Here is a 13,200-nt window from a genome sequence, read left to right as displayed (position 1 = left end):
AACGCCGCGGGTGCGCAGGACACACAGGAGAGAACAATCATGGCGGAACGCGTCGTACTCGCATACTCGGGCGGTCTCGACACCTCGGTCGCGATCAGCTGGATCGGTAAGGAGACCGGCAAGGAGGTCGTCGCCGTGGCACTCGATCTCGGTCAGGGCGGCGAGGACATGGATGTGGTGCGTCAACGCGCCCTCGACTGTGGAGCCGTCGAGGCCGTGGTGGTCGATGCCCGCGACGAGTTCGCCGACGAGTACTGCCTGCCCGCGATCACCTCCAACGCCCTCTACATGGACCGGTACCCGCTGGTGTCGGCGATCTCGCGTCCCCTGATCGCCAAGCACCTGGTCACCGCGGCCCGGGACCACGGCGGGACCGTCGTCGCCCACGGATGCACCGGCAAGGGCAACGACCAGGTCCGATTCGAGGTCGGGTTCGCCTCGCTCGCGCCCGATCTCGAGGTCCTCGCGCCGGTTCGCGACTATGCCTGGACGCGTGAGAAGGCGATCAGCTTCGCCGAGGAGAACGACATCCCGATCAGCGTGACCAAGAAGTCGCCGTTCTCCATCGACCAGAACGTCTGGGGCCGCGCGGTGGAGACCGGGTTCCTCGAGGACCTCTGGAACGCGCCCACCAAGGACGTCTACGACTACACCGAGGACCCGACCGTCAACTGGCAGTCGCCGGACGAGGTCATCATCAGCTTCGACAAAGGTCGCCCGGTGGCGATCGACGGCCGCCCGGTCAGTGTCCTGGAGGCGATCCAGGAACTGAACCGTCGCGCCGGTGCACAGGGTGTCGGACGCCTCGATGTCGTCGAGGACCGGCTCGTGGGCATCAAGAGCCGGGAGGTCTATGAGGCACCCGGCGCGATGGTGCTCATCCGGGCGCACGAGGAACTCGAACATGTCACGCTGGAACGTGAACTCGGCCGCTACAAGCGGCACACCGACCAGAAGTGGGCCGAAGAGGTGTACGACGGATTGTGGTTCTCGCCGCTCAAGCGTTCGCTGGACGTGTTCGTGGCGTCGACGCAGGAACACGTGACCGGCGACATCCGGCTGGTGCTGCACGGCGGCCACATCGCGGTCACCGGGCGGCGCAGTTCCGAGTCTCTCTACGACTTCAATCTCGCCACCTACGACGAAGGCGACAGCTTCGACCAGTCCGCGGCACGCGGGTTCGTGGAACTGCACGGACTGTCGTCGAAGATCGCCGCCAAGAGGGATCTTGATCTGTGAGCGGTAGCGCGGACAGTTCGGCCCCCGGCGCAGCGGGCGGTACCAACAAGGGCTCGTTGTGGGGTGGCCGGTTCGCCGACGGCCCTGCCGCGGCGATGGCCGCGTTGAGCAAATCGACGCACTTCGACTGGGTGCTGGCACCTTACGACGTCCAGGCGTCGATGGCCCATGCCCGCGTCCTGAACGGGGCCGGGCTGCTCACCGACCACGATCTGGGCGCGATGCTCGACGGACTGTCCCGACTGGCCGCCGACATCGCGGACGGTTCCTTCGGTCCGGCCGAGAGCGACGAGGACGTCCACGGCGCACTCGAGCGGGGACTGATCGAGCGCGTCGGACCGGAACTCGGCGGTCGACTGCGTGCGGGTCGTTCCCGTAACGACCAGGTCGCGACGCTGTTCCGCATGTGGTTGCGGGCAGCGATGCGCCGGGTCGCGCTGGGCGTACTCGACGTCGTCGACGCGCTCATCGAGCAGGCGCAGGCACATCCCGACGCGGTGATGCCCGGTAAGACCCATCTGCAGGCGGCCCAGCCGGTGTTGTTGGCGCATCAGCTGCTCGCGCATGCGCATCCGCTGCTCCGCGATGTCGAGCGCCTTGCCGACGCCGATCGGCGGACCGCGGTGTCGCCGTACGGGTCCGGCGCTCTGGCGGGTTCCTCGCTGGGACTGGATCCGGCGGCGATCGCGGCGGATCTGGGGTTCGATCGGGCGGCCGAGAACTCGATCGATGCGACGGCGTCACGGGACTTCGCCGCCGAGGGGGCGTTCGTCCTCGCGATGATCGGCGTCGACCTGTCCCGTCTGTCCGAGGAGATCATCCTCTGGAGCACACCGGAGTTCGGCTACGTGACGCTGGCCGACGCGTGGTCGACGGGCAGCTCGATCATGCCGCAGAAGAAGAACCCGGATGTCGCGGAGCTCGCCCGGGGCAAGGCGGGACGTCTGATCGGCAACCTGACCGGATTGCTGGCGACTCTGAAGGCGCAACCGCTCGCCTACAACCGGGATCTCCAGGAGGACAAGGAGCCGGTTTTCGATTCGGTCGCACAGCTGGAGCTCTTGCTGCCGGCCGTCACCGGTCTGGTCGCCACCCTGGAATTCCACGAGGAGCGGATGGCCGACCTGGCGCCTGCCGGCTTCACGTTGGCCACCGACATCGCGGAATGGCTTGTTCGTCAGGGAGTTCCGTTCCGCGTCGCCCATGAGGTGGCGGGCGCGAGTGTACGCGCCGCCGAGGAACGCGGGGTGGGACTCGCCGATCTCGACGACGAGACCCTCGCGTCGATCAGTACGGACCTGACTCCGGCGGTGCGCGACGTCCTGACGGTGCGCGGGTCGATCGAATCGCGCAACGCCCACGGCGGCACGGCGTCGGTGCAGGTGGCGCGCCAGCTGTCCGAACTGCGCGCACAGGTGCAGCGGCGACGCGCCGAATTGTCGGAAGAACCGGCGCACGACCGCACCTGAGTACGCTGGTGACGCCGCCTTCGGGGAGGCCGGTACAGTGACGTGCATCACTCGAAACCAACCGAGGGGAGGGATCGACGTCATGGTGGGCTTGCCCCCAATTCCCGACGTCGGCGCCGCGGTCGACCGGGTACTCGCCACCGCGCAGAACGGCCTCGAGGTGCTGCGCTACGGCGGCCTCGCAACCGAAACCGAGCCCGCTCCGTTCAACGTCGTCGAGACGGAGAAGATGTTCCGGCTGCGCCGGTACTTCCCGGACGCGCCGAACATCGGGCCGCAGATCGTTCTGGTTCCGCCGATGATGGTGTCGGCCAACGTCTATGACGTCACCGAGCAGAACGGGGCGGTGTCGGTTCTGCATCGGGCCGGCATCACCCCGTGGGTCATCGACTTCGGGTCCCCGGACTCCGAGGAAGGCGGGATGGAACGCAACCTCGCCGACCACGTCGTCGCGATCAGTCGTGCCATCGACCTGATCGTCGAGGCCACTGGCAAGGACGTCCACCTCGGTGGCTACTCGCAGGGCGGTATGTTCGCCTACCAGACCGCCGCCTACCGGCAGTCGAAGTCGATCGCGAGCCTGGTCACCTTCGGCAGTCCGGTCGACGTCCTCGCCGCACTGCCTCTGGGGCTGCCCGCCGGTCTGGTGGTACCGGGTGCGGAACTGCTGGCCGACAAGGTCTTCAACCGACTCTGGGTACCCGGGTGGATGGCCCGGGCCGGCTTCCAGCTCGTCGACCCGGTCAAGACGGCTCGCAGCCGTATCGACTTCCTGCGCAAGCTCCACGATCGCGATGCGCTGCTGCCGCGCGAAGATCAACGGCGCTTCATCGAGGCCGAGGGCTGGGTTGCCTGGTCAGGCCCCGCTGTCGCCGAGCTGTTGCGCCAGTTCGTGGTGCACAACAGGATGATGTCGGGTGGTTTCGTCATCCATGGCGATCTCGTATCCTTCACCGAGATCACCTGTCCGGTGTTGGCTTTCATCGGCGAGGCCGATGACATCGGCCAGCCGCTGGCGGTTCGCGGGATCCTCCGGGCCGCGCCCGGGGCCGACGTCTACGAATCACGAGTTCCGGTGGGTCACTTCGGATTGGTGGTCGGCAGCACCGCCGGTGCCCACACCTGGCCCACCACCGCCGACTGGGTGCTCTGGCAGTCCGGGCCGGGCGAACGGCCGCCGCTGATCGAGGAGATGCGCGAGACCCTGGATCCGCACGGTTCCGGGGTGAGTCTGTCGTCGCGGATCACGCACGGCATCGGTTCACTCGCGGATGCAGGGGCCGGGGTCTCTCGCGAAATCCTCGGCGTGGCCAATTCACTGCAGCGCACCTCGCGAGCGGTGGCACAGGAATCGGCTCGCACCGTGCCCCGTCTCTTCCGCCTCGGACAGATCCAGTCCGGAACCCGGATCTCGCTGGGCAAGCTGATGTCCGAGAACTGCAAGCGGGCGGCTCGGCAGGAGCTGTTCCTGTTCGAGAACCGGGTGCTGACCCACGCCGACGTCAACACCCGCATCGACAACGTGGTCGCGGGCCTCGTCGATTGTGGTGTGCGCCCGGGCGAGCACGTCGGTGTCCTGATGGACACCCGCCCCAGCGCGCTGGTCGTGGTCGCGGCGCTGTCGCGGCTCGGCGCCGTCGGAGTCATGCTCGCGGCCGATGGCGACATCCGGGAGATGCTGCGGCTCGCGGACAGTTCGGTCGTCGTGACCGATCCGAGCCACCTCGACCAGGCCACGGGTGCCTGCGATCGCGTGCTGGTGTTGGGTGGTGGCAGCGGCGAGTCCCGGTCCATCGAGAGTGCCGACGGATCGTCCGTGATCGACATGGAGCTGATCGATCCGGCCGCCGTACGTCTGCCGTCGTGGTATCGCGCCGATCCGGGCCTGGCCGGCGACCTCGCATTCATCCTGTTCACCCGCACCGGCGACCAACTCGCACCGTGGCCCATCACCAACCACCGATTCGCGATGTCGGCCTTCGGCGCCGCGTCGGCTGCCGGGCTCACCGACCGCGACACCGTCTACTGTCTGCCCCCGTTGCACCACGCATCCGGCCTGCTCACCACTCTGGGTGCGACCGTGGTGGGCCGCTCCCGAATCGCCCTGTCCAACGGCGTCGACGCCGACACCTTCACCATGGAGGTGAACCGATACGGCATCACGGTGGTGTCCTATACGTGGACGATGATGCGTGACATCGTGCGCTCGGACGATTTCCAGATCAATCAGCACAACCCGATTCGCCTGTTCATGGGTTCGGGCATGCCGGTCGGACTCTGGGACGACGTCACCGAGAGTTTCCCGAGGGCCCGGGTGCTGGAGTTCTTCGCCACGGCGGACGGTTCGGCGATACTCGCGAACGTCTCCGCCAACAAGGCCGGTTCGATGGGACGCCCGCTACCGGAGACGAATCCGGTGGAGGTCGCGGCCTACGATCTCGAGAAGGATCGCCTGGTCATCGACGGTGCGGGGTTCGTCAAGAAAGCTGCGGTCGGCGAGCCCGGCCTGCTGCTGGCTCGGGCACGCCACCGTTTCGACACGTCGGCGACCGTGCTCCGCGATGTGTTCCTGCCGCACGATCGATGGGAGGTGTCCGGGCACCTGTTCGTCCGGGACGCCGACGACGACCTGTGGTTCCTCGGATCGCTCGAGAGCATCGTCCACACGACCGATGGCCCTGTCTTCGTGCCGCCGGTCGAGCAGATCCTTTCGCGGATGAGTTCTGTCGACCAGTCGGTGGCCTACGGGGTGGGTGCACCGGGCAGGCAGATCGCAGTCGCCGCCGTCACGCTGCGGCCGAACGCCAACGGCGACTCGCTGACGGTGACGCAACTGCGGATCGCGTTGGGTGAGCTCGCAGCCACGCAACGGCCGCACTTGGTCTGGGTCGCCGACGAGATCCCGGTCTCCGATGCGTATCGTCCCGTCGCACGGGGATTCGCGCGCCGCGGTCTGCCCAGGCCAGGGGCGAAGGTGTGGTATCGGGACAACGACGGGCGGTATCGCCGTTACACCAGGACAGCCGCCGCGACGATGGGCTGGTCGGCGGAGGCCGGCGCGGGCGGCGCGGCACCTGTCGCGGCCGGCAGATGACCGGAGCCCCGCGACCGCCCGGCACCAGGAACGGGGCACTACAGTTGTGAACCGACCACGCCGCACGACCGAGGGGACCAGCACAAGCGATGGCCACACGCGCCGAATCCATCGATCCGATCACTCGTGAGCGGTTGGTGTGCCCGCAGGACCACGGACCCCTGCTCGACGCGGGGGATGAGCTGTACAACCCGCGCCTGCGCGTGGCCTATCGCATCGACGAAGACGGCATTCCCGTGATGCTCGCGGACGAGGCGCGCGATGTCGATGATGCCGAGCACACTCGCCTGACCGGTGGTGCGACCGACGCCGATTAGCAGCGTCGACGTGGTCGTCACCAACCGCGATATGCCGGATGACAAGATCAAAGGGTGACAACCGACATGTCTACCGGTCCGACCACCGACATCCTGTCCGAACTCGAGTGGCGTGGCCTGATCGCCCAGTCGACTGATCTCGACGAACTGCGTGCGGAACTCGATCGGGGCTCGACCACGTTGTACGCGGGATTCGACCCGACCGCAGCGAGCCTTCATGCCGGTCACCTCGTACCTCTGCTGACGTTACGGCGGTTCCAGGAGGCGGGCCATCGCCCCATCGTGCTGGCCGGCGGCGCCACCGGTCTCATCGGCGACCCGCGCGACGTCGGGGAACGCACCATGAACACCACCGACACCGTTGCCGAGTGGGCCGCACGCATCGATTCCCAATTGCGGCGCTTCGTGCGCATCGACGATTCGGCGACCGGTGCGGTCGTGGTCAACAACATGGACTGGACCGGCGCGCTCTCGGCCATCGAGTTCCTGCGGGACATCGGCAAGCACTTCTCGATCAACGTGATGCTCGCCCGTGAGACGGTTCGCCGGCGACTGGAATCCGACGGCATCAGCTATACCGAGTTCAGCTACCTCCTGCTGCAGTCGAACGACTTCGTGCAGCTCCACCGCCGTCACGGCTGCACAGTGCAGATCGGCGGGTCGGATCAGTGGGGGAACATCGTCGGCGGTGTCGATCTCGCGCGTCGGATCGACGGTGCGACCCTGCACGCGATGACCGTTCCGCTGGTCACGTCGTCGGACGGCAAGAAGTTCGGCAAGTCCACCGGGGGCGGCAGCCTGTGGCTCGACCCGGAGCTGACCAGCCCATACGCCTGGTACCAGTACTTCGTGAACACGGCCGATGCCGATGTCGTGCGCTACCTCAAGTGGTTCACCTTCCTCGGTCGTGACGAGATCGCGGAACTCGAGAGGGCCACCGAGGAGACGCCACACCTGCGGATCGCGCAGAAGCGTCTCGCAGCGGAGATGACCACATTGATCCACGGTGAACAGCACACGCGGGCCGCCGAGCTGGCGAGCCAGGCGCTGTTCGGGCGCGCCGACCTCGCGGATCTCGACGAACAGACGCTGGCGGCTGCCGTGGGTGAGACCTCGGTCGCCGCCTACACGGATGTGTCTCCGACGATCGTCGAGCTCCTCGTGGACACCGGATTGTCGGACAGCAACAAGGCTGCACGCCGTACCATCGGAGAGGGCGGCGCCTATGTGAACAATGCGAAGGTCACCGATCCGGAGTGGCAGCCGACGACCTCGGATCTGCTGCACGGTCGCTGGCTGGTGATCCGGCGTGGAAAGAAGAGCTTCGCCGGCGCGACCGTAACGCTCTGACCAGGCGATTTGACGCGTTGTTCGCACCTGTGTAACTTAATCGACGCACCGCAGTGAGCAACTTCCCCGGGGCCGACAAGGACCCGGGCAGTGAAGGTGCCCGAACGTGAGTTCGGGACGACTCTGTGGGGCCAGCCCCGGTTCGAGAGATCGAAACGGGAGTTGCGGATCGGAGATCACTCCGGTACGCTGGAAGAGTTGCCCCGAAAGGGGGCAGCAAATCCAAACAGAACGTAAAGCTTGCTGGTGAGCGCCCTGTTACAGGGTGGTGCTGGTGGGTGTGTGTTCTTTGAGAACTCGATAGTGTGTTGATGGATTGTTTGATGCCATGTTTGGCATCGTGTGTCCAAGTTTTTTGGATATGAGATGTATTTTTTTGTGGCACCTGCCCGTGTGGGTGGGTGTTGCTAGTTTTTGTTTGGTCAGGTTTTTGTCTCTCTGGCTGAGATTGTGTTGAAAAGTGCTGGTTCGCCGGCTTTTTCGATAGGTTTTCATGGAGAGTTTGATCCTGGCTCAGGACGAACGCTGGCGGCGTGCTTAACACATGCAAGTCGAACGGAAAGGCCCTGCTTGCAGGGTACTCGAGTGGCGAACGGGTGAGTAACACGTGGGTGATCTGCCCTGCACTCTGGGATAAGCCTGGGAAACTGGGTCTAATACCGGATATGACCATGGGATGCATGTTCTGTGGTGGAAAGCTTTTGCGGTGTGGGATGGGCCCGCGGCCTATCAGCTTGTTGGTGGGGTAATGGCCTACCAAGGCGACGACGGGTAGCCGACCTGAGAGGGTGATCGGCCACACTGGGACTGAGACACGGCCCAGACTCCTACGGGAGGCAGCAGTGGGGAATATTGCACAATGGGCGCAAGCCTGATGCAGCGACGCCGCGTGAGGGATGACGGCCTTCGGGTTGTAAACCTCTTTCACCAGGGACGAAGCGTGAGTGACGGTACCTGGAGAAGAAGCACCGGCCAACTACGTGCCAGCAGCCGCGGTAATACGTAGGGTGCGAGCGTTGTCCGGAATTACTGGGCGTAAAGAGCTCGTAGGCGGTTTGTCGCGTCGTCTGTGAAATTCTGCAACTCAATTGCAGGCGTGCAGGCGATACGGGCAGACTTGAGTACTACAGGGGAGACTGGAATTCCTGGTGTAGCGGTGAAATGCGCAGATATCAGGAGGAACACCGGTGGCGAAGGCGGGTCTCTGGGTAGTAACTGACGCTGAGGAGCGAAAGCGTGGGTAGCGAACAGGATTAGATACCCTGGTAGTCCACGCCGTAAACGGTGGGTACTAGGTGTGGGTTCCTTTTCACGGGATCCGTGCCGTAGCTAACGCATTAAGTACCCCGCCTGGGGAGTACGGCCGCAAGGCTAAAACTCAAAGGAATTGACGGGGGCCCGCACAAGCGGCGGAGCATGTGGATTAATTCGATGCAACGCGAAGAACCTTACCTGGGTTTGACATACACCAGACGCAGCCAGAGATGGTTGTTCCCTTGTGGTTGGTGTACAGGTGGTGCATGGCTGTCGTCAGCTCGTGTCGTGAGATGTTGGGTTAAGTCCCGCAACGAGCGCAACCCTTGTTCTGTATTGCCAGCACGTGATGGTGGGGACTTGCAGGAGACTGCCGGGGTCAACTCGGAGGAAGGTGGGGATGACGTCAAGTCATCATGCCCCTTATGTCCAGGGCTTCACACATGCTACAATGGCCGGTACAGAGGGCTGCGATACCGTGAGGTGGAGCGAATCCCTTAAAGCCGGTCTCAGTTCGGATCGGGGTCTGCAACTCGACCCCGTGAAGTCGGAGTCGCTAGTAATCGCAGATCAGCAACGCTGCGGTGAATACGTTCCCGGGCCTTGTACACACCGCCCGTCACGTCATGAAAGTCGGTAACACCCGAAGCCGGTGGCCTAACCCTTGTGGAGGGAGCCGTCGAAGGTGGGATCGGCGATTGGGACGAAGTCGTAACAAGGTAGCCGTACCGGAAGGTGCGGCTGGATCACCTCCTTTCTAAGGAGCACACAACATCACCCATTTCTGCCGGCATGTGTCCGTGCGGTGGGTGTGTGTTCGAGGGTGAAACATCAAACAGATCTGTTCTGCCGGCCTGTCTGGGTTGGTGGGGTGGGTGGCTGTTCACTGTGAGGTGGGTGGCGTTGTCAGCACACTATCGGGGTTCTGAGGGAACACACGTTTCTTCTGGGCCTGTCATTGCGCAGCCTTGGTGAGGTGTCCTGTGGTGGGGCATACAGAGGTGTGTGGGTGGTGGGTGTGTGTTGTTTGAGAAGTGCATAGTGGATGCGAGCATCTTTATTTTGCAATGCATATTGAATCAATAGTTTTTGGTTTGTGTGTTTTGTTCGAGTTTGTTGTGTGATGTCTACATTCGTGGGGGGTGTTGTTCCTTGTGTGTCTCCTGTTGGGGGTGCATGGGGGGCGGAGCCCCTGTGGGTGTAGGTGTTGTTGTAAGTGTTTAAGGGCGTTCGGTGGATGCCTTGGTACCAGGAGCCGATGAAGGACGTGGTAGGCCGCGATAGTCCTCGGGGAGTTGTCAAACGAGCTGTGATCCGAGGGTGTCCGAATGGGGAAACCCAGCACGAGTGATGTCGTGTTACCACCAGCTGAATGTATAGGCTGTGTGGGGGGAACGTGGGGAAGTGAAACATCTCAGTACCCATAGGAAGAGAAAACAATTGTGATTCCGTGAGTAGTGGCGAGCGAAAGCGGAGGAGGCTAAACCATGCGCATGTGATACCGGGTAGGGGTTGTGTGTGTGGTGTTGTGGGGTTCATCTTCTCAGATCTACCTGTCTGGGCGTGAGTGATAAAGCTGTGGGTTAGGTGAAGTGGCCTGGAATGGTCTGCCGTAGTCGGTGAGAGTCCGGTAGCTGAAAACCTGTGGTCTTGCGTGATGTTCTCCCAAGTAGCAGCGGGCTCGTGGAATCTGCTGTGAATCTGCCGGGACCACCCGGTAAGCCTGAATACTTCCTGGTGACCGATAGCGGACTAGTACCGTGAGGGAAAGGTGAAAAGTACCCCGGGAGGGGAGTGAAATAGTACCTGAAACCGGACGCTTACAATCCGTCAAAGCCTGCGAGTCGTTTGGTCGGCTGTGGGTGATGGCGTGCCTTTTGAAGAATGAGCCTGCGAGTTAGTGCTCGGTGGCGAGGTTAACCCGTGTGGGGTAGCCGTAGCGAAAGCGAGTCTGAATAGGGCGTGGAGTCGCCGGGTCTAGACCCGAAGCGGAGTGATCTACCCATGGCCAGGGTGAAGCGTCGGTAAGACGTCGTGGAGGCCCGAACCCACTTCAGTTGAAAATGGAGGGGATGAGTTGTGGGTAGGGGTGAAAGGCCAATCAAACTCCGTGATAGCTGGTTCTCCCCGAAATGCATTTAGGTGCAGCGTCACATGTTTCTTACTGGAGGTAGAGCTACTGGATGGCCGATGGGCCCTACTAGGTTACTGACGTCAGCCAAACTCCGAATGCCGGTAAGTGAGAGTGTGGCAGTGAGACTGCGGGCGATAAGGTTCGTAGTCGAGAGGGAAACAGCCCAGATCGCCGGCTAAGGCCCCTAAGCGTGTACTAAGTGGAAAAGGATGTGGGGTCGCGAAGACAACCAGGAGGTTGGCTTAGAAGCAGCCACCCTTGAAAGAGTGCGTAATAGCTCACTGGTCAAGTGATCCTGCGCCGACAATGTAGCGGGGCTCAAGTACACCGCCGAAGCCGCGACACTCACACAAGTCATTCTCTTCGCCTTGCGGGGTGGGGAGCAGTGGTGTGGGTGGGTAGGGGAGCGTCCTGCATCCCTGGAAGCCACAGCGTGAGCTAGTGGTGGAGGGTGTGGGAGTGAGAATGCAGGCATGAGTAGCGAAAGCAGAGTGAGAAACTCTGCCGCCGGATGACCAAGGGTTCCTGGGCCAGGCTAATCCGCCCAGGGTGAGTCGGGACCTAAGGCGAGGCCGACAGGCGTAGTCGATGGACAACGGGTTGATATTCCCGTACCCGTGTACAGGCGTCCATGCTGAATCAGTTGTACTAACCATCCAAAACCAGATGGATCACCTTCGGGTGACCGGATGGGGCTGCATGGGACCTCGGCTGGTAGTAGGCAAGCGATGGGGTGACGCAGGAAGGTAGTGGGGCCAGTCAGTGGTAATACTGGTGTAAGCCTGTAGGGAGTGTGGTAGGTAAATCCGTCACACATATATCCTGAGAGGTGATGCGTAGCCGTTGCGGCGAAATCCATGATCCTATGCTGCCGAGAAAAGCCTCTAGCGAGTTGGTACACGGCCCGTACCCCAAACCAACACAGGTGGTCAGGTAGAGAATACTAAGGCGATCGAGAGAACTGTGGTTAAGGAACTCGGCAAAATGCCCCCGTAACTTCGGGAGAAGGGGGACCCATCCCGGTGACCGTCCTTGCGGCGTGAGCTGGTGTGGGTCGCAGAGACCAGAGAGAAGCGACTGTTTACTAAAAACACAGGTCCGTGCGAAGTCGTAAGACGATGTATACGGACTGACGCCTGCCCGGTGCTGGAAGGTTAAGAGGACCGGTTAATGCCCTTCGGGGTGTGAAGCTGAGAATTTAAGCCCCAGTAAACGGCGGTGGTAACTATAACCATCCTAAGGTAGCGAAATTCCTTGTCGGGTAAGTTCCGACCTGCACGAATGGCGTAACGACTTCTCTGCTGTCTCAACCACAGACTCGGCGAAATTGCAGTACGAGTAAAGATGCTCGTTACGCGCGGCAGGACGAAAAGACCCCGGGACCTTCACTATAGCTTGGTATTGGTGTTCGGTTCGGTTTGTGTAGGATAGGTGGGAGACTGTGAAGCGGCCACGCCAGTGGTTGTGGAGTCGTTGTTGAAATACCACTCTGATCGTATTGGACTTCTAACCTCGGACCCTGATCGGGTTCAGGGACAGTGCCTGGTGGGTAGTTTAACTGGGGCGGTTGCCTCCCAAAATGTAACGGAGGCGCCCAAAGGTTCCCTCAGCCTGGTTGGCAATCAGGTGTTGAGTGTAAGTGCACAAGGGAGCTTGACTGTGAGACGTACATGTCGAGCAGGGACGAAAGTCGGGACTAGTGATCCGGCACCAACGTGTGGAAGTGGTGTCGCTCAACGGATAAAAGGTACCCCGGGGATAACAGGCTGATCTTCCCCAAGAGTCCATATCGACGGGATGGTTTGGCACCTCGATGTCGGCTCGTCGCATCCTGGGGCTGGAGTAGGTCCCAAGGGTTGGGCTGTTCGCCCATTAAAGCGGCACGCGAGCTGGGTTTAGAACGTCGTGAGACAGTTCGGTCTCTATCCGCCGCGCGCGTCAGAAACTTGAGGAAACCTGTCCCTAGTACGAGAGGACCGGGACGGACGAACCTCTGGTGTGCCAGTTGTCCCGCCAGGGGCATCGCTGGTTAGCTACGTTCGGAAGGGATAACCGCTGAAAGCATCTAAGCGGGAAGCCTGTTCCAAGATGAGGTTTCTCACCCCCTCGAGGGGGTAAGGCCCCCCACAGACCATGGGGTTGATAGGCCAGAACTGGAAGCACAGCAATGTGTGTAGGTGACTGGTACTAATCGGCCGAGGACTTACAACAACACTTATCACCGATAAGTACTGATAGAGCTCTGCTCGCATCCACTATGACACTTCTGAAACAACACGCACGGGGGCTCCGCCCCTCGTGAACCCATCAACCAGTGGTAACCATTGGTTGATGGTGGTTCAC

The 13,200-nt window shown here is 62.2% G+C and carries 5 protein-coding genes and 2 rRNA genes; all 7 read left to right on the top strand.

From position 1 onward, the window contains the following. Positions 1 to 39 precede the first annotated feature (39 nt). The 7 genes from AC4AMJ_RS08980 to AC4AMJ_RS08950 all read left to right on the top strand — a co-directional run bounded on the left by AC4AMJ_RS08980 (position 40) and on the right by AC4AMJ_RS08950 (position 13,068). On the top strand, positions 40 to 1,239 hold the full coding sequence (locus tag AC4AMJ_RS08980) for an argininosuccinate synthase (RefSeq protein WP_489895996.1): 1,200 nt from the start codon (positions 40 to 42) through the stop codon (positions 1,237 to 1,239). Further along, positions 1,236 to 2,708 (top strand): argininosuccinate lyase, encoded by a 1,473-nt coding sequence (argH, locus tag AC4AMJ_RS08975; protein WP_489917837.1) that lies wholly within the window; start codon positions 1,236 to 1,238, stop codon positions 2,706 to 2,708. Before AC4AMJ_RS08980 ends, argH begins: the two co-directional genes overlap by 4 nt. A gap of 82 nt (positions 2,709 to 2,790) precedes the next feature. Further along, positions 2,791 to 5,802: an AMP-binding protein gene (locus AC4AMJ_RS08970; RefSeq protein WP_489917836.1), complete on the top strand. Its 3,012-nt coding sequence runs from the start codon at positions 2,791 to 2,793 to the stop codon at positions 5,800 to 5,802. An 89-nt stretch (positions 5,803 to 5,891) separates the two neighbouring features. Next, on the top strand, positions 5,892 to 6,119 hold the full coding sequence (locus AC4AMJ_RS08965; RefSeq protein ID WP_489917835.1) for a Trm112 family protein: 228 nt from the start codon (positions 5,892 to 5,894) through the stop codon (positions 6,117 to 6,119). A gap of 66 nt (positions 6,120 to 6,185) precedes the next feature. Then, positions 6,186 to 7,469 carry a tyrosine--tRNA ligase gene (gene tyrS / locus AC4AMJ_RS08960; protein WP_489917834.1) on the top strand — a complete coding sequence of 428 codons (1,284 nt, stop codon included), beginning with the start codon at positions 6,186 to 6,188 and terminating at the stop codon, positions 7,467 to 7,469. Positions 7,470 to 7,959: 490 nt separating this feature from the next. Continuing rightward, a 16S ribosomal RNA gene (locus AC4AMJ_RS08955) occupies positions 7,960 to 9,480 on the top strand. Between the two features lie 453 nt (positions 9,481 to 9,933). Next, a 23S ribosomal RNA gene (locus AC4AMJ_RS08950) occupies positions 9,934 to 13,068 on the top strand. Together the 16S and 23S rRNA genes form the textbook arrangement of a ribosomal RNA operon. Positions 13,069 to 13,200 lie beyond the last annotated feature (132 nt).

It is taken from the genome of Gordonia sp. LMA484 (assembly GCF_058129505.1).
Note: the sequence above shows the minus strand (reverse complement) of the source record. Positions and strands in the feature narration are given on the sequence as shown.